The organism is Bacillus swezeyi, from assembly GCF_030908325.1.
Classification (GTDB): domain Bacteria; phylum Bacillota; class Bacilli; order Bacillales; family Bacillaceae; genus Bacillus; species Bacillus swezeyi.
In genome coordinates, this window is the sequence record NZ_CP133085.1 from 1,283,487 (window position 1) to 1,305,294 (window position 21,808).

19 protein-coding genes and 1 pseudogene are annotated in these 21,808 nt (G+C 41.3%); 17 read left to right on the forward strand and 3 right to left on the reverse strand.

Annotation, left to right across the window (positions count from 1 at the left end; genetic code table 11):
* The 13 genes from allB to RBH91_RS06205 all read left to right on the forward strand — a co-directional run bounded on the left by allB (position 1) and on the right by RBH91_RS06205 (position 13,891).
* A complete protein-coding gene (gene allB, locus RBH91_RS06145; protein WP_307893827.1) occupies positions 1 to 1,365 on the forward strand; it encodes an allantoinase AllB in 1,365 nt (454 codons plus the stop codon).
* 323 nt (positions 1,366 to 1,688) lie between these two features.
* Positions 1,689 to 1,889, forward strand: coding sequence for an L-lactate permease (locus RBH91_RS06150; protein ID WP_404802496.1), 201 nt, complete (start codon positions 1,689 to 1,691; stop codon positions 1,887 to 1,889).
* A 440-nt stretch (positions 1,890 to 2,329) separates the two neighbouring features.
* The gene (gene allC / locus RBH91_RS06155; RefSeq protein WP_307893828.1) at positions 2,330 to 3,559 is read left to right on the forward strand and encodes an allantoate deiminase; all 1,230 of its coding nucleotides are present in this window, start codon (positions 2,330 to 2,332) and stop codon (positions 3,557 to 3,559) included.
* A gap of 23 nt (positions 3,560 to 3,582) precedes the next feature.
* Positions 3,583 to 4,371, forward strand: a complete 789-nt coding sequence (gene allE / locus RBH91_RS06160) for a (S)-ureidoglycine aminohydrolase (protein ID WP_307893829.1) — start codon at positions 3,583 to 3,585, stop codon at positions 4,369 to 4,371.
* A gap of 15 nt (positions 4,372 to 4,386) precedes the next feature.
* Complete coding sequence (gene allD, locus RBH91_RS06165; RefSeq protein ID WP_307893830.1) at positions 4,387 to 5,415, forward strand: ureidoglycolate dehydrogenase; 1,029 nt, start codon at positions 4,387 to 4,389, stop codon at positions 5,413 to 5,415.
* 25 nt (positions 5,416 to 5,440) lie between these two features.
* Entirely contained in the window at positions 5,441 to 6,490 is a 1,050-nt protein-coding gene (allD, locus tag RBH91_RS06170; protein ID WP_307893831.1) for an ureidoglycolate dehydrogenase, read from the forward strand.
* A 17-nt stretch (positions 6,491 to 6,507) separates the two neighbouring features.
* Positions 6,508 to 8,265 (forward strand): acyl-CoA synthetase FdrA, encoded by a 1,758-nt coding sequence (locus tag RBH91_RS06175; protein WP_307893832.1) that lies wholly within the window; start codon positions 6,508 to 6,510, stop codon positions 8,263 to 8,265.
* Positions 8,265 to 9,530 (forward strand): YlbE family protein, encoded by a 1,266-nt coding sequence (locus tag RBH91_RS06180; protein WP_307893833.1) that lies wholly within the window; start codon positions 8,265 to 8,267, stop codon positions 9,528 to 9,530. The genes RBH91_RS06175 and RBH91_RS06180 overlap by 1 nt, the downstream gene beginning before the upstream one ends.
* Positions 9,527 to 10,297: an oxamate carbamoyltransferase subunit AllH family protein gene (locus RBH91_RS06185; protein ID WP_307893834.1), complete on the forward strand. Its 771-nt coding sequence runs from the start codon at positions 9,527 to 9,529 to the stop codon at positions 10,295 to 10,297. Before RBH91_RS06180 ends, RBH91_RS06185 begins: the two co-directional genes overlap by 4 nt.
* Positions 10,298 to 10,302: 5 nt before the next feature.
* The gene (arcC, locus tag RBH91_RS06190) at positions 10,303 to 11,235 is read left to right on the forward strand and encodes a carbamate kinase (protein ID WP_307893835.1); all 933 of its coding nucleotides are present in this window, start codon (positions 10,303 to 10,305) and stop codon (positions 11,233 to 11,235) included.
* 716 nt (positions 11,236 to 11,951) lie between these two features.
* Positions 11,952 to 12,452 carry a DUF2690 domain-containing protein gene (locus RBH91_RS06195; RefSeq protein ID WP_404802497.1) on the forward strand — a complete coding sequence of 167 codons (501 nt, stop codon included), beginning with the start codon at positions 11,952 to 11,954 and terminating at the stop codon, positions 12,450 to 12,452.
* Positions 12,453 to 12,674: 222 nt separating this feature from the next.
* Positions 12,675 to 13,778 (forward strand): response regulator aspartate phosphatase, encoded by a 1,104-nt coding sequence (locus RBH91_RS06200; protein ID WP_307893836.1) that lies wholly within the window; start codon positions 12,675 to 12,677, stop codon positions 13,776 to 13,778.
* Positions 13,775 to 13,891 (forward strand): phosphatase, encoded by a 117-nt coding sequence (locus RBH91_RS06205; protein WP_076761745.1) that lies wholly within the window; start codon positions 13,775 to 13,777, stop codon positions 13,889 to 13,891. The genes RBH91_RS06200 and RBH91_RS06205 overlap by 4 nt, the downstream gene beginning before the upstream one ends.
* Before the next feature lie 533 nt (positions 13,892 to 14,424).
* On the opposite strand, the gene RBH91_RS06210 is transcribed toward RBH91_RS06205, so the two are convergent.
* Positions 14,425 to 15,579: an AbrB family transcriptional regulator gene (locus RBH91_RS06210; RefSeq protein WP_307893837.1), complete on the reverse strand. Its 1,155-nt coding sequence runs from the start codon at positions 15,577 to 15,579 to the stop codon at positions 14,425 to 14,427.
* Between the two features lie 225 nt (positions 15,580 to 15,804).
* Between RBH91_RS06210 and RBH91_RS06215 the strand changes: the two genes are divergently transcribed.
* Genes RBH91_RS06215 through RBH91_RS06225 form a run of 3 tightly spaced genes read left to right on the forward strand, consistent with a single transcriptional unit; the run spans position 15,805 to position 16,898 of the window.
* Positions 15,805 to 16,038 carry a spore coat associated protein CotJA gene (locus RBH91_RS06215; RefSeq protein ID WP_076760372.1) on the forward strand — a complete coding sequence of 78 codons (234 nt, stop codon included), beginning with the start codon at positions 15,805 to 15,807 and terminating at the stop codon, positions 16,036 to 16,038.
* A gap of 5 nt (positions 16,039 to 16,043) precedes the next feature.
* Complete coding sequence (locus RBH91_RS06220; RefSeq protein ID WP_307893838.1) at positions 16,044 to 16,307, forward strand: spore coat protein CotJB; 264 nt, start codon at positions 16,044 to 16,046, stop codon at positions 16,305 to 16,307.
* 21 nt (positions 16,308 to 16,328) lie between these two features.
* Positions 16,329 to 16,898, forward strand: coding sequence for a manganese catalase family protein (locus RBH91_RS06225; RefSeq protein WP_076760370.1), 570 nt, complete (start codon positions 16,329 to 16,331; stop codon positions 16,896 to 16,898).
* Positions 16,899 to 16,961: 63 nt separating this feature from the next.
* Here RBH91_RS06225 and RBH91_RS06230 read toward each other — a convergent pair.
* A pseudogene (locus RBH91_RS06230) lies at positions 16,962 to 18,585 on the reverse strand (AMP-binding protein).
* Positions 18,586 to 18,649: 64 nt separating this feature from the next.
* Entirely contained in the window at positions 18,650 to 19,867 is a 1,218-nt protein-coding gene (locus tag RBH91_RS06235) for an MDR family MFS transporter (protein ID WP_307893839.1), read from the reverse strand.
* Positions 19,868 to 19,981: 114 nt separating this feature from the next.
* On the opposite strand from RBH91_RS06235, the gene RBH91_RS06240 reads away from it, so the two are divergent.
* On the forward strand, positions 19,982 to 21,775 hold the full coding sequence (locus tag RBH91_RS06240; protein WP_307893840.1) for an SgrR family transcriptional regulator: 1,794 nt from the start codon (positions 19,982 to 19,984) through the stop codon (positions 21,773 to 21,775).
* The last annotated feature ends 33 nt before the right edge of the window (positions 21,776 to 21,808 follow it).

Below are 21,808 nucleotides of genomic sequence, written 5' to 3' on the forward strand. Positions count from 1 at the left end.
ATGAATTTTGATTCAATTATCAAAAATGGATTAGTCATTTTAGAAAATGGTGAACAAGAAGTCGAAGTAGGGATTAAAGATGGTAAAATCGCAGCAATCGGTAAGGATTTGGGTACAAGTGCAGAAATCATCGATGCAAAAGGATCTATTGTATCTCCAGGTATGATTGATGCACATGTGCATATCACAGAGCCGGGCGGCGGCTATCGTGATGAGTGGGAAGGCTATGATACAGGAACACGTGCCTCTGCAAAAGGCGGTGTAACGACAATTATTGAAATGCCATTAAATCAAGTGCCAGCAACGGTAGATGAGAAATCCATTCAAGAAAAATTTAAAGCTGGAAAAGGAAAATTATCTGTAGACGTTGCGAGTTACGGCGGTTTAGTACCATTTAACTTAGATGGGGGTATTCAAGAATTAGATAACAATGGTGTTGTTGCATATAAATGTTTTGTAGCAACATGTGGTGACCGTTCTATAGAAGGAGATTTCATGAACGTGGATGACTATTCCCTATACGAAGGTATGAAACAAATTGCGAAGACAGGCAAAATATTATCTATACACGCTGAAAATGCTGCAATTACGGATAAGTTAGGGGAAAATGCATCTAAAAATGGTGAAACCTCATTACGTGCTTATGTAGATTCTCGACCCGTATTTACTGAAGTAGAACCGATTAGAAAAATAATTCTATTTGCGAAAGAAACGGGATGTCGTGTACACATCGTTCATGTAGCTTGTGAAGAGGGCGTAGATGAAATTGTCAAAGCGCAACAGGAAGGGGTCGATATTACATGCGAAACATGTACACACTATTTATATTTCTATAAAGAAGAACTAGATAATATCGGACCAGTTGTAAAATGCTCTCCGCCAATCCGTGAGCAATCACGCTTAGAAGGCATGTGGAATCGGGTATTAAACGGAGATATTTCATTCGTAACATCAGACCATTCACCATGTACCCCAGACTTAAAAGCTACGGATAATGCATTTGAAGCTTGGGGAGGTATCGCAGGTGTACAAAATATTGTCGACGTATTATTTGATGAGGGTGTGCAAAAACGTAATATGTCATTATCCAAATTTGCAGCCATTATTGCTACAAACCCTGCGAAACGTTTTAATCTAGCATCAAAAGGCAGTATTGCAGTAGGGAAAGATGCGGATTTCGTATTTATTAAGAAAGATGCACCTTATGAATTAAAAGCTGAGGACTTAGCATATCGACACAAAATTAGTCCATATATTGGTCGCAAAATTGGTGCGCAGGTAGTGAAAACAATCGTTCGTGGTGTCGAAATCTATGATAAAGAAAAAGGGATTTCAAATGAAAAAGTAGGAAGATTTATTCCTTAAGTGACGGGACAGCTGTCCCGTCAGGAATTTGAGGCAAAGGAAGATGTGAAGGCAGATTGTTCCTCTGAAGATTCGATTTATTCATCTGCCATTTCGTGAGAGATAAAGAGAATTTTTTATTTTACAATAATTGTAAAATGTTTCAAAAATAAAAGCGAATTAATTCACATGTTGGTTGGGGAGTAATATCTGGGATGAAAACAAATGAATAAAAAGTAAATGAAGTTGTTTTCCTGCAGAAAATATGGAACACATGCGTGCCACTTCCTGTGAAAATGTTTGTATGAAGGCGTCCTGAGAATGTGTTACACTCGCAAATCAGTATGTCAGCAGCATTTCTTATGGCTGCTAATACAGTTGGAGGGAGCATGGCAAAGCTGACTTCACCACAATGTATCGCTATTGCAGCAGCTGTTAATCAAATTGGAAATGAGTCAAAAATTTTTCAATATACAGTAAGGTACAGCCTAGAATTGCTGCTGCTCGTATGTATCCTGACTCTTGGCATATCATTTATGATGTAATGAAACAGATAAACTACCCTATAAATCAATGTTTTTTATTGATTTATAGGGTAGTTTTTTTCTTGAATAAGGAAGTATAAAATTTGCACCTTATTTATTTGTTGGGTAAGAGAGACAGTCAATCGTCAAAAAACAGGAGATTTTGCTTCGCTCCAATCTATATATTTTTAAGCGGGCGCTCTGCGATTTTTTTTAGGAGAAACTCGATGCAAATTTAATTTGTTATAAAGCGTATTTTTTCAAGTTTTTATGCAATCGAAAGCCAACAGTTTCTTTTTTTCCTCTGGCATTAGTCCATTATCTAGATACCATATTTTGATTAAAAGGTGTATTTGTTGAAAGTGCATAAAATGCTCTTCCATTATTGTTGGTTATGTCAATGAATGGTTGTAAACAGGGTTCTATGATGAAAGTAAATAAGGGAAAGGAGGAGAAAAAGAATGGATATTCAATCAACCTTTGAAACGTTGGATAAGAAATTCACAAGTTTTGGCGGTTTAGAACAAGGGGGTATTACGCGTCTGTTATACTCTCCTGAATGGATTGCTGCAGTTCGCGAACTGGAAGCAACATTTAAGGAAGAAGGTTTAGAAGTAAGCTTTGATGATGTTGGGAACTTATCTGGTCGTCTTGTTGGAAGTAAATATTCTGAAGAAACTATTTTAACAGGATCACATATCGACACAGTTGTTGAAGGTGGTCATCTAGATGGACAATTCGGTATCTTATCTGCACTGGTTGCTGTGAAATATTTAAAAGGAAAATATGGTCAACCATTACGAACAATAGAAGTATTATCACTCGCAGAAGAAGAAGGAAGTCGCTTCCCATATACATTTTGGGGAAGTAAAAACTTCTTTAACTTAGCCAAAAAAGCGGATGTTGGCACAATAGAAGATGCTGAAGGAATTAAATTCGAAGATGCTATGCACGAATCTGGTTTTGATTACCGTAAAACAGATGATGTTCGTGACGATATTAAAGCATTTGTTGAAGTACATATTGAACAAGGGAAAGTATTAGAGGCGGAAAATAAAGCGATTGGTGTTGTGACTGGGATTGTTGGGCAAAAACGTTACACAATTAACTTGAAAGGTGAAGCAAATCACGCTGGCACAACACCGATGTCATTACGAAGGGATACAGTTGTTGCATATAGTGAAATTGTAACAGACTTAACGAAACGAGCTAGAGAAATTGGGGAGCCTCTTGTATTAACGTTTGGACATGTCACTCCTGTTCCAAACACCGTAAATGTCGTCCCTGGAGAAATTACTTTTTCAATAGACTGTCGTCATATTGATCAACAACTATTAAATGATTTTGCGAGAGAAATTGAAGATAAAGTTAAAGCGGTAGCAGAAGCAAACAGCATGACTTATGACATTAATTTATGGATGGATGAAGCACCGTCATTGATGGATAAAGAAATCATTCAAATAGTTGAACAAGCAGCTAAGAATAGTGTGGGGGACAGCTATAAATTGATGCCATCTGGTGCAGGCCATGATGCACAAATTTTTGCGGATTTTGTTCCTACAGCAATGTTGTTTGTACCTTCTATTGGCGGAATTAGCCACAATACCAATGAAGAAACGAAGATAGAAGACCTTGTGAAGGGGATTGAAGTATTGAAAGATGTATTGTATGAACTAGCTTATAAAGAATAATAATGAAAAGGAGCCAGATATTCATGAGTTACTTAAATCATAATCAAGGATACAGAGAAGGTTTATTAGAAACACGTTCAGTAATAAAAAAAGATAATTATGCGGTAATCACACCTGATGGCTTAGTTAATAATGTTGTACCTGGCTTTGAAGATTGTGATGTCACCATTTTAGGATCTCCGCGTTTAGGTGCAAGGTTTGTAGATTATTTGGTAACAGTTAAAAACCAGGGCGGAAACAAAACCGGTTTTGCTGGTGATGGTATCCAATCATTTGTGTACGTTGAATATGGTAAAATCAACGCTTTTGCGGATGGTAAAAAATACAAATTAACAAAAGGCGGCTTCTTATATGTACCTCCACACCTACAATTGACGTTTGATAATAATAATAATGGTGAGGATAGCCGTTTGTTTTTATACAAAAAGCGTTATCAGCCGCTTAAAGGACATACACCAGAAATTGTTACAGGTAATGTGAATAACATCAAACAAGAAGCCTATGAAGGTATGAAAGAAGTATTAATTCAAGATTTGCTGCCAAAAGAAATCGCATATGACATGAACATTCATATTCTTTCATTTGAGCCAGGTGCTTCGCATGGTTACATTGAAACGCACGTTCAAGAACATGGTGCTTATATATTAAGTGGACGGGGTGTTTACAACTTAGACAACGAGTGGATGCCAGTTGACAAAGGTGACTATATTTTTATGGGAGCTTATACGCCGCAAGCAACCTATGCAATTGGTTTGGATGAACCATTCTCGTATATTTATTCAAAGGATGCGAATAGAGATATTAATCTATAAAGAGGGGCAATTTTAATGAGTGAACCATTAGTGTATGTAGATAGTAATCGTCTCCGGCAGCTAATGAAAGATAAATTAGTGAAAGCAGGCTTACCTGAAGAACAAGCGGATAAAACAGCTGACTTACTCATTTTTGCAGACGAACGAGGTGTTCACTCACATGGTGCAGTGAGAATGCAATACTATTCCGAACGTACATTAAAAGGTGGATATAACCTGAAACCAAACCTAAGTTTCGAAAAAACGGGTCCAGCATCAGGGATTTATCATGGAGATAATGCGTTAGGGCATTATGTGAGTTATCAAGCAATGAAAAAGGCAATCGAATTAGCAAAAACATCAGGTATCGGTGTTGTCGGTGTAAAAGAAATGGGACACAGTGGTGCTATTGGTTATTATGCATGTCAAGCAGCATTAGAAGGTATGGTGGCATTAACAGTATGTCAATCTGATCCCATGGTTGTGCCATTTGGTGGCACCGAACCGTACTTTGGTACCAACCCAATTGCTTTTAGTGCGCCTAGAAAAGATGGTAGTCCAATACTTTTTGATATGGCAACAACGGTACAAGCCTGGGGGAAAATCTTAGATGCAAGAAGCAAAAACAAATCTATCCCAGACTCATGGGCAGTGGATAAAAATGGAACACCAACAACAGACCCGTTTAAGGTAAATGCATTATTACCAATGGCTGGGCCTAAAGGATACGGGTTAATGATGATGGTTGATATTTTATCGGGGAGTTTACTCGGTTTGCCATTTGGCAGGCATGTCACTTCCATGTATAAAGATTTATCAGAGTACCGTCGCTTAGGGCAGCTTCATCTCGTAATCAATCCTGAATACTTTGGTGGGAAGGAGCAATTCTTGGAAAAAATATCTCAAATGGTTGAAGAATTACATGACAACCCACCTGCTGAAGGATTTGACAAAGTGTATTATCCCGGTGAAATTCAAATAGCTGTGATGAAACAGTATAAAAAAACAGGTATCCCAGTTACAAAGGAAATTTTAGATTATTTAGAGTCAGACAAAATTTACTAATCATGTAATGGAAGGGGGGAATCAGATGCGTGTATCTAAGCAGGAGCTGTTTCATTTAATCAAACAGAAGCTAATCAAAGCTGGATTAAATGAAGGAGCCGCACACGATGTTTCAGATGTATTGACATTCGCCGATCATAGAGGGATCCACTCCCATGGTGCAGTACGTGTGGAATACTATGCCGAACGAATCGCAAAAGGCGGTATTACAGCAAACCCAAACTACACATTTGAACAAACAGGACCTGCATCCGCTATCTTTAGCGGAGATAATGGTCCAGGTCACCAAGCAGCAAAACAAGCGATGGAAAAAGCAATCGAAATGGCAAAAAATTCAGGTGTTGCTGTTGTAGGAATGAAGAATATCTCGCATAGCGGTGCATTGGGTTACTTTGTTGAAATGGCAGCAGAACAAGACATGGTTGCTTTAAGCATGTGCCAATCAGATCCAATGGTCGTACCGTTTGGAGGAACAGAACCATACTTTGGCACCAATCCAATTGCTTTTAGTGCACCATCGGCTGATGAACGCATGATCACATTTGATATGGCGACAACTGTTCAGGCATGGGGAAAAGTATTGGATGCAAGAAGTAAAAATGAATCGATCCCGGAAACATGGGCAGTAGATGCAGCCGGTGCACCAACAACGAATGCAAGAGATGTCCATGCACTTGTGCCAATTGCTGGTCCAAAAGGTTATGGATTGATGATGATGGTGGATATCTTATCAGGCAGCCTTCTTGGAGTACCTCATGGCGTACATGTATCTTCCATGTATCAAGACCTGACAAAAGGTCGCGATTTAGGGCAAATTCATATTGTTATTAACCCTGCATACTTCACAGATTTAACTACTTTTAAACAACAGATTTCGACGATGCTCGATGAATTAAAAGCACACCCGGGAGCAGAAGGCTATGGAGAAATTTATTATCCGGGTGAGCGCGGTAAATTAAGAAGTGCAAAATATGATAAAGAAGGAATTGAAATTGTAGACGATATTTATAACTACCTCGTTTCAGGCGATGTTCATTTTAATCGTTATCATGGAAAGAATAGATTTGCAGAATAACAAAATGGAGGATCATTATGTTATACACAATTATAAAAGAAAACACTTATCAAGATTCTATCGTGTTAATGCTTTTATCAAACAAGTTATCTGCAATAGATGGTGTAAACAAAGTATCGATCATGATGGGAACACCAGCTAACAAAGACATTTTTAAATCTTCGGGTTTGGGCACAGATGAATTGGAAAAAGCAAACCCAAATGATCTCGTCATCGTTATAGATACAAATCAAGAAGAAAAAGTATCGGAAGTGAAAGAAGAAGTAAAAGCAGCTTTAAAAGGTGATTCCGCTTCACAAAATACATCTAAAGACCAAGAAGTACATAACTGGAAGCGTGCAATGGAGCTTGCGAACAACCCGAATTTAGCATTGATTTCCATTCCTGGTCAGTATGCAGCAATGGAAGCGGAAAATGCATTGAATGAAGGGTTACATGTATTTGTATTCAGTGACAATGTATCTAAAGAAGATGAGGTTAAGTTGAAACAAAAGGCGCATGAAAAAGGATTATTAGTAATGGGACCAGACTGCGGTACTGGAATTATTCATGGCGTGCCACTTGCATTTACAAATATCGTGAATGAAGGAGATATTGGCGTTGTGGGTGCATCCGGTACAGGGATTCAGGAAGTGACAAGCATCATTGACCGTTATGGTAAAGGTGTAACAAACGCAATTGGTACAGGTGGTCGGGATTTATCAACAGAGGTTGGGGCTACCACGGTTTTAGATAGTATCAAAGCATTGAATCAAGATCCAAAAGTAAAAGTGATTACAGTAATTTCTAAACCGCCTGCAGAGGAAGTGCAGCAAAAAGTATTAAACGTATTAAGAAATATTAAAAAACCGGTTGTTACGTTATTTTTAGGAGATAAACCAACTTATCAGGAAGAAAATATTTATCATGCGTATACACTTGAAGAAGCAGCGGTTGTATCTGTTCAATTATCCAATGGTGACAAACCGAATTTTGAACCGACAGTGGCTGAAAATGTAAACGTGTCGTTAAAAGATTCACAAGTTGGTATTAAAGGTTATTACTCAGGTGGTACTTTGGCATCTGAAGCAGCTGTGTTAGTGAAAGAGGCATTCAAAGAGGAAGTACCTGAAGAGAAGAAAGATGCCTATACCCTAAAAACAAAACATCATGAAATTATTGACTTAGGCGATGATATTTATACCCAAGGGAAGCCGCACCCGATGATTGATCCAGAAAAACGTATCGAAATGCTTGAAACATCTGGAAACGATCCTGAAACAGCAGTAATCATGATTGATAACGTCATTGGCTATGGCAGTCATGATGATATGGCAAATGAATTAGCACCAGCCATTAAACGTATTTTAGCCAATGCACATCAGAGTGGTCGTGAACTTGCAGTGCTTGTAACAGTCGTAGGTACAGCACAAGATCCTCAAGGTTACGAAAAGCAAATTGACACCTTAAAAGAAAGTGGTGCAATGATTTGTGAGACAAACGACCAAATGGTTCGTACAGCGATTAAACTGGTAGGAGGAAAAGTGGAACAGCCAGTCCTTGATATACAAAAATTTGAACATACCCAAGAAGACTTGACAGTAGACGAAAAAATTGTGTCCTTAATCAATACGAAACCAAGTGTCATCAATATTGGGCTAAAAAGTTTTACAGCTGCTGTTCAGAACAGCGGATCAGAGTGTGTTCAATTTAACTGGCGTCCAATTGCTGGCGGTGATGAAAAGTTAATGAAAGTACTTCAATTTCTAAACTACTATGAAGGAGAGACAATCTAATGGGGTACAAAACAATAAATGAAGCAAACGAAGCTGTTATCCAGAAGATCATAGCAGCTGAACCTTTCTTAACGGATGTTGTACCTGCCAAGTCTGTGATTCCTGAATTAGAAGATTATGTGTTATTACATGCTGGGCCTCCAATTAAATATGAAAATATGACAGATCCTATGCAAGGCTCTTGTGTTGGAGCGATTCTTTTTGAAGGATGGGCAGAAGATGAAGAGGGAGCGCGTGAACTGCTTGAAAACAATAAGATTACATTTATTCCATGTCATCATGTGAATGCGGTTGGACCAATGGGAGGCATTACATCACCTAATATGCCAGTTCTTGTTGTTATTAACAAAGAGAGCGGCAATGAGGCGTACTGTCAAATGAACGAAGGCATCGGTGCAGTATTACGCTTCGGTGCTTATAATGAGCAGGTAATCAATCGCCTGCACTGGATGAAAGATGTGTTGGGTCCAGTGTTAAGTAAGGCATTAAGAAAAATTGATGGAGGCTTAAACGTTAATGTATTGATTGCTAAAGCTATTGCAATGGGGGATGAATTTCACCAGCGCAATATTGCAGCATCATTGGCGTTTTTAAAAGAAGTTGCTCCAGTAATTTCGGCATTAGATGATGTTGAAAACGAACAATGTACAGAAGTTATCCAATTTTTAGCTGATACAGACCAATTTTTCTTAAACATTGCCATGGCGACTGGAAAAGCAATGATGGATGCAGCGCGTACAATCAAACATGGTACGGTGGTTACTGCAATGTGCCGAAACGGTGAAAACTTTGGCATCCGTATTGCAGGTATGGGAGATGAGTGGTTTACAGCACCTGTTAATACACCACAAGGGTTATATTTTACTGGCTACTCAGCGGAAGATGCAAACACAGATATCGGTGATTCAGCGATTACAGAAACAATCGGTGTTGGCGGCGTAGCAATGATTGCTGCCCCTGCAGTAACACGTTTTGTTGGAACAGGTGGATTTAATGATGCGCTTGAAACAAGCAATCAAATGGCTGAAATCTGTGTTGGAGAAAATCCGAACTTTGTTATTCCGACGTGGGACTTCAAAGGTGCGTGTTTAGGTATTGATGCACGTAAAGTTGTTGAAACAGGTATCACGCCGGTAATCAACACAGGTATTGCACATAAAATTGCTGGATATGGGCAAATTGGTGCTGGTACAGTTCATCCTCCAATCGAATGTTTTGAGAAAGCAATCACAGCATATGCTGAAAAACTAGGTTTTCAAGGATGATTTTACAGGCAAGTGCGATTGGTTCAATCGCACTTCAGCTATTAATTGAGGGAAAAACGTTTACTGTGCACAGCATTTTTGAAAAAGGTTTGAATATTGTTGATCGGAATGATGAATTGATATTTATCGGCACAAATGAAAATGGGGTCTTTCCATTTGGAATCTTGCTTGACTCACAAACGAAGCAAACATTAAAAGCCGGTCTTGAGGTGGGAGATACATTTCACGTTCGCAATAACCATCTTTCCCACAATCGTTTTGAACTCAATTTTAATGCGAAAATACTTCCGTTATATACGGATTTTAAACATGCAAATATAAATAAATTAAAAGAAAACGTGAAACAAATTTCATTTAAATCGTATGAATCTACTGATTTTGAATCAGCTCATGTGTCGGACTTGATAAATAAATTACACGATCCAACTGAAAATTTGGAAGAGGAGTTTCGTTACTTTATCGGACGGGGCCAAGGTTTAACACCAACGGGTGACGATATATTGGTCGGTATATTATATGGACATTTCATCGACTCTTTTATCGCACAAAAACACCTTGGAACATTGGGAAATCTAATCAGAAAACCCTTAACAACCATTGTTAGCACGCGCTTTTTAACTTGTGCTATAGAGGGTTTATTTAGCTCGAAAATTACAAAACTACAACATGATTCATCTTTAAAAAGTATGAAAAGCCTGATAAAAGTAGGTTCTTCTTCTGGGATGGATACTTTATATGGAATTTATATGGCTTTAACAAAGGAGTGAAAGAGATGGGGAAAAGTGTAGTAATGGCACTAGGAGGTAATGCAATTTTACAGCCAAAACAAGAAGCAACTTATGCTAATCAATTCAAAAATGTAATCTCTGCAACACGTCATATGATTGAAATTAAAGAAGCAGGACATAAAATTGTGATTACACATGGCAATGGTCCACAAGTGGGGAATATTATTGTTCAAAACGAAGCTGCTAAAAATGTCGTTGAACCATTGCCCATCTATGCTTGTAATGCAGAATCACAGGGGTTCATTGGTTATATGCTGGAAAAAGCTTTAAAAAACCATATTAAAGAACGGGGCATTGCTGCGAATGTAGCTACATTTCTAACAATGGTTGAAGTGGACAAGTATGATAAAGCATTTGAAAAACCAACGAAACCAATAGGAGTATTTTATTCAGAGGAAGAAGCGAAGCAATTAGAAGAAAAAGGGTTTACTATGTCAGAAGATGCAGGGCGTGGCTATAGACGAGTTGTGCCTTCCCCAGAACCGAAAGTGATCCATGGGATAGAAGAGATTCGACGTTTAATTGATGAAACTATTGTTATCTCCTCTGGCGGCGGCGGTATACCTGTATATCGTGACGACAGCGGTCTATTACACGGTCTTGAAGCAGTAATAGACAAAGATCGTTCAGGATTAAAGCTTGCACAACAAGTAAATGCTGATGTTTTCATGATGTTGACAGACGTACCAAATGTATTTATCAATTTTGGCAAAGAAAATGAGCAAAAACTAAGCCGAATTACAGTAGAAGAAGCAGAACAATATGTGGCAGAGGGGCAATTTCCTGCTGGGAGTATGCTGCCAAAGATGCAAGCGGCTATAGAATTTGCAAAGTTAGGTAAAGAGGCCATTATTTGTTCATTGGATCAAGCGGTAGCTGCACTAGATGGAAAAGCGGGTACACGCATAACAAAATAAGACAATCCGTGCATGTTCATAAGGAGGATAAAAAGCTAAAATTCCTCCTTTTTCAGATATGACCACATTTGATGTGTCATTTCCATCGAAGATTTCTGAACAATCTTTATAATGGGATTCTTTATGCTGAGCAGGTAGATTTCGAAAAGAAACAACCTATGAAGTCTAAATCGAAAGTCAAAGGATGAGTAGAAAATAATGTATCATTTAAAAGTTGAAGGAGGAAGTTTGATGACAAAAGAGGCGGGAACAGTTGAAGGCAAAGGAAAACAACCACTGGTTCCCTATTGGGTAAAAGTTGTCATAGTATTTTTCTTCAGGGGAAGTGCCGCTTGGTAATGGAGATAGGTACTTTCTCTACCTCACTGCCCATGTAGGTGCAATTCCATAATGTGAAGCCGCTAAAGGAAATACCCCTATACCATCAAAGAGACTTCCGATTTTTAATCCTGTATGATGTTTTTCTTCAAACATTTTTCCACTGTTCTGATTCACTTGTATTTTTGGGTACGAATTTAGGTACGAGACGGATAAAATTCATTAAAATAGAATAAAATATTCTCTGCTCTACAAACCGCTAAACCATTGATATTAAAGGGCTTTTCAACCTATTCAAAATTACTGATGCGAAATGCAGGTCTTAAAAATAAAAGGGTATAAATTTGAAAAACGGCAATATGATCAATTATGCGCTGGCGGTTTGCTGCGCATATGACATGAAGAGGAGATGGGACTCTGTGAAAAAAAGTCTGGCTATGGTTTCAAGTATGTGTTTGATTGCTCTTTTATGTTTCATGACGAATGGATTGTCGGCTCATGCTGAAGATCATTCGTACGACGGCAAAAGCCCTTACTACAATAATTGCGCTTCAAGCGGCACAACAAAGGCGACAGCCAGACTGATAGATGCAAATAATAAACAATTCGGAATCGTGGAATTAAAATTCAGCAGCGTCTGCAAAACAGCATGGGCTAAAATTACGCTGGACAAAGCCGTGCCTTCAGGCTGGGAGGCAAATGCGTACGTGAAGAGGAACACTGATGGAAAAGAGCTGAATTGCAGCTCATCCGGAGGAAACGGAAAAGTGCTCCCCGGCCAAACATCCTGCTATACGCCGATGGTCTATGATCTTGATCCGCGGTCATCCTATGCAATGGGGAAATACTATAATCCATCAACCGGCGCCTTAACCTATGCTTATACAAGTTCCTATTAATATTGAAGCACCCTTCGCCAAGGGTGCTTTTTGGTTGATTCATCAGACTCGTTATCTATCTCTTGAAGAGCCATTTGGCCTGAATATGTAAAAAATAAGCGATAAATCCGGTGAAGTGAGAAAAATGAACTATTACTATTAATTTATACAAAGGGAAAAATATAGTATGATATGTACAAAGAAAAAATAAAAAAATTGAATATTGGAAGAAAGGAGCTCCATATGAACAAAATCGCCGCGGAAGAAGTCGCCAACACCCTTAACTCATGGTACCGCGCCATCAGAAGAAATGATGCAGAACAGTCGATCCGACTATTTGAACAAGTCAAACCGATGCTGGCAGAGATGGAGGAAGATCAAGAGGTATTAATCTACTATTCTTTGCTGGAGCTGCGGCATAAAATCATGCTGTATGATACGCGGGGAAAAAAGATAGAACAGCAAGAGGAGTTAACGAACGGCGGCAGCGCTGCATCAGATATGACATCTTATTATTACTACCTGTTTTCAGGAGCGTACGAAGTTTATAAAAAGAATTATGAACAAGCGGTCAGCTTTTATAAAATTGCCGAAAAAAAACTCGCCAATGTCCATGACGAGATTGAAGTTGCGCAATTCCATGATAAAGTCGGGAAATTATATTATTACTTGGGGCAAAATCTTGTTTCGTTAAATCATACGCGCCAAGCGATGGAAATATTTAAAAGCTATGCAGAACATAATATCAATCTTGTTTCTACATATATCACGATGGCGGGTAATTACACTGAGATTGGGAAATATAAAGAAGCGGAAGAATATTTGACCCAGGCCATCGGTACAGCAAGAGATGCCGGCGATCATTTCAAAGAAATGCAGCTCCGGCATAATTTCGGCCTTCTTTATTCGGCGATGGACAAACCGGAAGAGAGCATTTGTTTTTTGGAAACCGTTTTGGCCGATCAGGCATATGCCGCTTCAGACTATTATTTCAACGCTGTTTTTTTAATGATCAAAGAGCTGTTTAAAATAGGGGAGCATGACCGGGCTGCCGCTCTTTACAAAGAGGGGAAGGAAAGATCAAAAGGCATGGAGAATGATATATTTGAGGCAAAAATCAATATTTTATATGCGACGTATGCAGAGGGTGGTGAAAAGGCATTCAGCGATTGCAAAGATAATCTGGAGGTCTTATTTAAAACAAAGCAGTATGACAGCGTGCGGGAGCTTTCACTCTTAACGGCCAATGTTTACAGTGGAAAATCTCTTTATAAAGAGGCTGCCTATTTCTTCTTGGAAGCGATTAAAGCAGAAGAAAAGATGAAAAAAGTGGAGGGAATGTCATGAAAAAACTTTTAATTGTCACTGCGATTGCTGCCGTTGTATGTTCAGGATGGCTGATGGCTGAAAACCACTCTGTCTCTACTGAAATGCATGTTGCTGAAAAGATGGTCGGATAAAAAATGGTTTGAATCCGTCTTGCTGGAAGCAAGGCGGATTTTTAGCGTATCGACAACCCTCGGATTCGTTGTCAGGCCTGCTGAGCCGGTGCTCATGTACAAGGAAGGAACGGCGGTTAGTCCTGCCCGAACACCGTCGTCATCACGTCCTGTGAAAGTCCGATGCTTGGCCTTTCTAGACTGCAAAGGATGACAACATCCTAAAACTTTAAACCGTTTTAGGATGTTTTGCGCTGGAAATAAAAAAAGCGGGCCCGGCGAAGTATATCAATCTGTTTTACATGCTTTCCGGCCAAGCCTTTCCATTTATTTTGCGGATTAAATCAAACATTGCGTATTGCCCTTGAAAGAGATGTTCGCATTTTTTTTGACGATTGAAGCTGCGATTACGAAAAAGAAAGAGCCATTTATCAGGCTGCACTGCTTGATCCGCATACTCCGCAGAGTGATCGATGGATGATATCGTAAAGATGTGTGATGAATGAATTGAATGACATTTCATTAGGATGTGAAAAAAAGCCGGAACGGAAGGGTTAACCTTCAGCTCTGGCTTTTTTCATAGACGGGTGTGCCGTTTTTTCCGACCTTTGATGCAAAAGCCGGAAGAATGGCGGCAGCATGGCTATCACAAGCACAACCCTTAAAACTTGAACGGCGACAACAAAAGTCGAGTCGGCGTGGAGAGAAACCGAAGTCGTCGCCATTTCCGCGATTCCTCCAGGTGAAAACGCCAATATGGCTGTCGTCAAGGAAATGCCTGCGGCTTTGGCAGTCACGAAGGCGCTTAAGATCATCGCAATAATCAGGCCGACGGAGCCGAGGAAAGCAACGACAAGCGTTTGTCTGACACCGATGAACATCTCTTTATTCATTTTTGAGCCGATCGTTGCGCCGAGACAGATTTGCGACAACACTGAAAAACCGTGGGGCCACCAGGCGGTCAGGCTAAAACCGGTCAATGAACTGCCGGCGATATGAATGACGGCGGCGCCAATCATGCTTCCCAGCAGCCATGGGGCGGGAAACTTTAAAAATTTAACCGCCTTGCAGGCTAAAAAAGCGGCCAGTGAAATGACGGCCGTCCAAACAACATAAACCGTTTCAAATTTGGATGTACCGGCAGCCAGCACCTGGTGGGCGACAGCCTGCGAATCCGGATATTTGGAATGAATGAAATAGACGAAAAAAGGTATCGTCATGACCACCAAAAGCACGCGTATCATTTGTACAAGGCTGACGATGGCCGTATTCGCGCCCACTTCCTGAGCGATTCCTGGCATGGCTGAAAGACCTCCAGGCGCCGTTCCTACAAAACTTGTCATCATATCCGCTTTGCTGAATCTCCATAAAACCAATCCCGAGAGCATCGCAAAGATAACGGAAAGAAGCAGCATTATTCCGACAATCAGCCAATTTTCTTTAAAGATCGAAATCACAGACATATTGATTTTTTGCCCGAGCTCTATCCCTAACAGCATTTGCCCGAAACTGAGCCATCCTGTATGAATGCCGTTTTGTCTGACCGCTATTTTCAGCGGAGCCGGCCGAAATAATGACAGACATGAGGCGGCAGCCATGGTCCCGACCATCCAGCCGATTGTCATCCCGGTTAATGAGAGAAGAAATCCCCCGATACCGCTGATGATAATCAATATGATATCCCGCAGGAAATCATTTTTTATCCTCAAATTTGAACCCTTCTTCCTGTAGTAATCGAGATCATTAATGTTTCACTAAGTAAAGTATTTATATTTATAACTATAATATAATTTTAGTGATTGGTAAAATACGAATTTATTTAAAAGATTGATAAGTAAAACTGATCATTGGAAAACAAAGGCATGTCAGAACATAACTGTAAGCGTATATGAATACATTAAATTAGATTCCATCACAAATAGAGGTGAACCTAAGTGAAGCATGCCGAGGAATCATTCACCAAAGTTAAATCGTATCGTCCGTTCCGCAGCGCTTTTGACCCGTGTCCGCCGCTGGGGAAAAGGTATTACCGAACCCCTCCGAATTTATATTTGGGCTTCCAGCCCCGGGGTCTTCCGCAGTTCTCGCCGATGGAGGCTTTAAAAAAAGGGACGCTTTGGCCCGTTTTTTATGATCATTATGAAAATCCGTATGAAGATGGGAGGTAAGGGGGGTGACTAACTCTTTACCGCAAGACTACTATCAAAAGCTTCATGAGATTCAGGCGGTCGATTTTGTACTTGTCGAGTTGATGCTTTACCTTGATACACATCCGGATGATATTGATGCCATTAAACAATACAATCAGTACGCCGGATACTCCAGAAAACTGAAAGCGAAATTTGAATCGAGATACGGTCCTCTCATACAGGGGAATCCCGATCAGACGGAATCCTACTGGAGCTGGAGAAGAAGTCCTTGGCCATGGCAAGTTTAAAGAAGGAAGGGAGTCATGTTCATGTGGCTGTATGAGAAAAAACTGCAATATCCTGTGAAAGTGAGGGAGTGCAATCCAAGGCTTGCTAAATTTTTAATTGAGCAGTACGGCGGAGCGGACGGTGAATTGGCGGCGGCGCTTCGCTATTTGAATCAGCGCTACAGCATTCCTGATAAGGTCGTCGGCCTTCTCACGGACATCGGCACAGAAGAGTTTGCTCATTTGGAAATGATTGCTACGATGGTGTACAAATTAACAAAAGATGCGACACCGGAACAGATGAAGGAAGCGGGACTCGGCGCCCATTATGCAGATCATGACAAAGCCCTGTTTTATCACAACGCGGCAGGTGTTCCGTTCACGGCTACATATATTCAGGCAAAAGGTGATCCGATTGCCGATTTATATGAGGACATCGCCGCGGAAGAAAAAGCGAGGGCGACGTATCAATGGCTGATCGATATGTCTGATGATCCTGATTTAAATGACGGGCTGGCGTTTTTAAGAGAAAGGGAAATCGTTCATTCCCAGCGCTTCCGTGAAGCTGTCGAAATTTTAAAGGAAGAGCGCGACCAAAAAAAAGTGTTTTAATGCAAAAGGCCGAAAATACCTTGGCATGTCGTCCGAACATGGCATTTTCGGCTTTTTCATAGCTTATGTTACTGTCTCAGCAGCCAATCGCGCTTCAGTTCGTTCTCTTAAAATATACTTCTGGACTTTTCCGGAGGCGGTCAGCGGATATTTATCGATCTGAAACACGTATTCTGGAATTTTATAATAGGAAAGCTGACCTTCGCAAAATGTCCTGATATCTTCCAGAGTCAGCGTTTTACCATGCTTGCATTTGATAAAAGCCGCCGTTTTTTCTCCGTATTTTTCATCGGGAACACCGACGACCTGAACATCGATAATATCTTCATGTTCATAAAGGAATTCTTCTATTTCACGCGGATAAATATTTTCCCCTCCGCGGACGATCATATCTTTTAGACGGCCGGTGATTTTCACGTAGCCATCCTGATCCATTACGGCGAGGTCTCCTGTATGAAGCCAGCCATCCTCATCTATTGCCTTATTTGTCGCCTCTTCCATCTTATAGTATCCCTTCATCACGAGATAGCCTCTTGTGCACAGTTCGCCCTGCTCATCAGGGCCGAGCGTTTCACCTGTGTCAGGGTCGATGATTTTAATCTCTACATGAGGGTGCACCTTTCCGACTGTTTCGACGCGGCGTTCGATCGTGTCGGCGACGGTTGTCTGTGTAATCACAGGGGATGATTCCGTCTGTCCGTATGCAATCGTGATATCTGTCAAATTCATCTGTTTCATCACTTTTTTCATGACTTCTTTCGGGCACGGAGATCCCGCAAATAATTCCGGTTCGCAGTGAAGAAAGATCATAATTTGCAAAGCCGGGATGAGCGAGCTCTGCAATAAACATCGTCGGTACGCCTTGCAGCCCTGTGCATCTTTCCTTTTCAACCGTTTTTAAAACCGTTTCAGGCTTGAATTCGATAATCGGCAGCATGGCTGCCCCTGCCGACACGCAAGCGAGCGTGCTTAATACACAGCCGAAACAATGAAAGAGGGGAACCGGGATGCACAATCTGTCTTCGCTCTTAAGCCCCATTCTGTCAGCGACGATCGCCGCATTGTTGACAATGTTATAGTGAGTCAGCATGACACCTTTTGGAAAACCGGTCGTTCCCGACGTATATTGCATGTTGATCACATCATCATGCGCCAGCGACCGCTCCCTTTTCAAAAGGGCGTCATCAGAAATGATTTCGCCTTTTTTGGCGATCTCGGCAAATGACATCATGTTGTCCGGTGTTTCGCCTTTTCCAAGATAGACGAGCCTTTTCAGGTTTGTCAGTTTTTCTGGCTTTGACATTATCGAATGAATCATCTCGATGTATGATGTGCCTTTGTAGCCGTCCATCAGAAAAAGGGTGGTTGAATCCGAATGTTCCAATAAGTATTCCAGTTCTCTCGCTTGATAGCTCGTGTTGACGGTCACAAGCACGGCACCGATTCTTGCAGTCGCAAACTGAAGCAGAATCCATTCGGGAATATTCGATGCCCAGATGGCGACATGCTCTCCTTTTTCAATGCCGAGTGCCATTAAGCCCTTTGCTATTTTGGCGGTTTCTTCATAAAGCTCCTGATATGAATATCTCAAATCCAGCTCAGAATACACGACCGCTTCATGATGCGGAAACCGGCCGGCAGCTGATGCTAACAAGGCGCCGATTGTTTGTTGTTTTAACGTATCCATAATGCCTCCTTATCTTCAAGATCTATGTTGATTTAATTATAGCACTTTGTACTAGTACCAGGTACTATAAAATGGTTCGTTTTTTCCCGTTAGACAGATTCAAAACTGCGGCATACTGAGCGGCTGCTCCGGCAATGACCAGTATAAATACCGACAGGAAAAGCGCGGTTCCGCCAAAGCGGATGAAGATCAGCCCTCCTAAAAAAGGTCCTATTGTCCGGGAAATATCCCAATGAAGGCCGTAAAATGCAAAATACCGACCGCGCATATGAACAGGAGCAATCCTTGAGACAAAGGTTTGCATGTGATTAAGCAGCATGCTTTCTCCCGCTGTCAATAAGACAGCTGTCACTAGTACTGCTGGGAGAGAGGAAGAAAATGCAAAACCTAATGCCGCAATTGAGTAGCATCCGTATGAAATCATAACAATTGTTTTCATTTTCAGCTTTTCCGTCCATTTAACAAGAGGAACCTGAATTGTGATCCCAAGCAATGCATGACAGACGGTAAAAGCAGTCAAGATCATTAAAAAATCGTCGAAAAGAACTTCAAGGTAAAGGCGGTAATTTGTTTCAAGCTGTGCGTATAACATGCTGACAGGAACCGAAAACAGCATTAAGAGCAGGACTGGCCGGTGATAAAGAAACATCTGCTTGAGAGAAACGGGATTTTCTTTTTGCAAACTTTCTTTTTTGCTTTTTGACCGATATGTCTCAGGCATTCTAAAATAAACAGCAAGCCAATAAAGAGCAAAAGCACACGCTTGAAAACCGAATATCCAAACGGGCTGATAGGAATAAACGGCAAGTCCGATGACGGGGCCGATCGCTGCGCCAAAGCCTTCAATAGCATGAATAACGGCAAACACTTCCGGCCGCATCCCGCTTCGGGTGCTGTCCGTTATTTGGGCGCGCTGTGCGGGAATGTACAAAGCTCCTCCGATGCCGTTCAGCATATAAAAAAGGGCAAAGAGCCATACGTGATCAGCGGTCATAAATCCGGCAGCAGAAATGGTCTGAAAGCCGAGCGCTGTTAAGATGATTTTCCGCCTCCCGAACCAATCTGTCATTCCTCCGGCAGCCAAAGTGACAACAACCTCTGTCAGCGGCCTGATCCCGATGACCATCATCACAGGCAATACGCCTGTTCCAAGCGTGTCATAGAGATAAAGAAGGAGGAAAGGTGCAAGCATGCCACCTGTTGTCCCGGTCAGAAACTCTCCGAAGAAACAAATCCACACCGGGGGGCTGTATCTTTGTTTCAATCGTTTGATGTATTTCATATCTTGCCTCCTTACCGTTATGTGGTGTAATTAGTGTAGAATAAAAAAATATCCGTAAAAAGGACAGAAAGGTAAGGAGATCATTTCACCTTTTCTAAAGCGGGGGAAGAATGGATGAAACCAATCGAGCATTACATGGCGCTGACCGCAACATTAAAATGTGATCAAGCCGGACAAACAGCGGAGATGTCGATGAAGGAAGCGGCAGGCATCTTATTTTGCACAGCAAGAAACGCAAAGCTGATTTTAAACAAGCTTGAAGATTTGCAGTGGATCAATTGGAAAAGGGGTCTGGGCAGAGGCATTAAATCTGAAGTTCAATTTTTGAAGGAACCCTGCGCACTGCTGTTCGAAACGGCAAAGAACTACACAAAAGACGGGAAGATCGGACAGGCGAGACACCTTTTGCAAACGTATGAAAACGTTTGTCCGCGCGCATTATTCTGTTATAAAAAATGGCTGAATCACGTGTTTGGTTTTCAAATGGAGACGCAGAACCAACAGAAGAAGGACGTGCTGCGGCTGATTACATCCCTAAAGCCGGAGCATTTTGAACGATTGGACCCAACTCGCATCTATCTGCGGTCTGAAAGCCATATCGTGAAACAGGTTTTCGATACACTGCTTCGTTTTGATGAAAAAAGAGGCGGAGTTCAGCCGCATCTTGCGCATCATTGGGAGTGTTCGGCCGATCACAAAACATGGACATTTTATTTGAGAAAAGGCGTTTATTTTCATCACGGCAAAACATTGAGCGCCGAAGATGTCCGCTACACGTTTGAAAGTTTTTTGCTGGATCCGCAAAACAAATGCAAATGGCTGGCCGAAGATATTGAAACAATCACGATCAAGGATGACTATTGCTTCGATATTTGTCTAAAGGAGAAAAACGCGCTGTTTTTGCATCATCTGTGTGATGAAAGGCTGTCTGTTTTATGTGTGCAGCATGAGAGCGGACAGTTGACCGGCACCGGTCCTTTCAGGCTTGTCCGCCGCGACGATAGGGTTCTTGCTCTTGAAGTGCATGAGCATTATTTTAAAGGGCGAGCTTTTTTAGACCGGATTGAATTATGGCATATGGAGACGGAAAGCCGCTCACATGTATTGGACTACGGTTTTTATATAGAGAGTGAAGACCAAGGACGGTTATTTGACGAATGGTATGAGGAAAGAAATGTCCAGTACATTTCGGTCAATTTGGAGCGGCCGGGGCCATTGCAGCATAGAGCGTTCAGAAGAGCATTAAAGCAAATCATATCTCCGGCTGATATGGTCAATGAATTGGCAGGTCAGCGGACGACACCTGCAGCAGCCTTTATGAATGTAAGTCAGCCGGCTGAAATCAAGAATAATATTCATGAGCTGTTGAAAGAATGTGATTACGGGGGTGAACCGCTCAAGCTTTATACATTTAGCGAGTGCGATCATAGGGAAGATGTGTCATGGATTAAGGAGAGATGCAGGCCATTTGGCATTGTAGTAGAAGTGCACCATTTGGAGGCTGATGAGCTGATGAGGAAAGACATCATTTTGAAAGCCGATCTGATTCATGACAGCGCGACTTTCAGCTATTCCGAAGAAGTGAGCTGGCTTCACCTGCTTTTGACGGAAAACAGTTTTCTGCATGCTCAGCTGTCTTCCGAATGGAAACAAAAGGTCAAGCAAGTGAGGGAAGACATTCGTTATATCGATGACCATGAAAAAAGAATCAGCCTTCTCAGCAGGGTGGATGCCGAACTGGCCGAAGAGGTTTGTGCACTGCCTCTTTATCAAAATAATATGCGTGTCAAAGCGGGGGAAGCCATTCAAGGCATTGCCCTGAATGATGAAGGATGGATCAATTTTTACGGCATCTGGTTCAAGAAAGACGAAAGGGAGAGGCTGCCGGAAACGTATGAGGACGCGTGAAACCGGAGGGACGCACGGCAAAAAGTTGAGGCT

What these genes read in the sequence shown, in the direction of transcription:
- allC (WP_307893828.1), top strand. Translation starts at nt 2,330, where the DNA reads ATGGATATTCAATCAACCTTTGAAACGTTGGATAAGAAATTCACAAGT.
- allD (WP_307893831.1), top strand. Translation starts at nt 5,441, where the DNA reads ATGCGTGTATCTAAGCAGGAGCTGTTTCATTTAATCAAACAGAAGCTA.
- RBH91_RS06195 (WP_404802497.1), top strand. Translation starts at nt 11,952, where the DNA reads ATGAAGAGGAGATGGGACTCTGTGAAAAAAAGTCTGGCTATGGTTTCA.
- RBH91_RS06205 (WP_076761745.1), top strand. Translation starts at nt 13,775, where the DNA reads ATGAAAAAACTTTTAATTGTCACTGCGATTGCTGCCGTTGTATGTTCA.
- RBH91_RS06225 (WP_076760370.1), top strand. Translation starts at nt 16,329, where the DNA reads ATGTGGCTGTATGAGAAAAAACTGCAATATCCTGTGAAAGTGAGGGAG.
- RBH91_RS06235 (WP_307893839.1), bottom strand. Translation starts at nt 19,867, where the DNA reads ATGAAATACATCAAACGATTGAAACAAAGATACAGCCCCCCGGTGTGG.
- allB (WP_307893827.1), top strand. Translation starts at nt 1, where the DNA reads ATGAATTTTGATTCAATTATCAAAAATGGATTAGTCATTTTAGAAAAT.
- arcC (WP_307893835.1), top strand. Translation starts at nt 10,303, where the DNA reads ATGGGGAAAAGTGTAGTAATGGCACTAGGAGGTAATGCAATTTTACAG.
- RBH91_RS06200 (WP_307893836.1), top strand. Translation starts at nt 12,675, where the DNA reads ATGAACAAAATCGCCGCGGAAGAAGTCGCCAACACCCTTAACTCATGG.
- RBH91_RS06180 (WP_307893833.1), top strand. Translation starts at nt 8,265, where the DNA reads ATGGGGTACAAAACAATAAATGAAGCAAACGAAGCTGTTATCCAGAAG.
- RBH91_RS06185 (WP_307893834.1), top strand. Translation starts at nt 9,527, where the DNA reads ATGATTTTACAGGCAAGTGCGATTGGTTCAATCGCACTTCAGCTATTA.
- RBH91_RS06175 (WP_307893832.1), top strand. Translation starts at nt 6,508, where the DNA reads ATGTTATACACAATTATAAAAGAAAACACTTATCAAGATTCTATCGTG.
- allE (WP_307893829.1), top strand. Translation starts at nt 3,583, where the DNA reads ATGAGTTACTTAAATCATAATCAAGGATACAGAGAAGGTTTATTAGAA.
- RBH91_RS06240 (WP_307893840.1), top strand. Translation starts at nt 19,982, where the DNA reads ATGAAACCAATCGAGCATTACATGGCGCTGACCGCAACATTAAAATGT.
- RBH91_RS06150 (WP_404802496.1), top strand. Translation starts at nt 1,689, where the DNA reads ATGTCAGCAGCATTTCTTATGGCTGCTAATACAGTTGGAGGGAGCATG.
- allD (WP_307893830.1), top strand. Translation starts at nt 4,387, where the DNA reads ATGAGTGAACCATTAGTGTATGTAGATAGTAATCGTCTCCGGCAGCTA.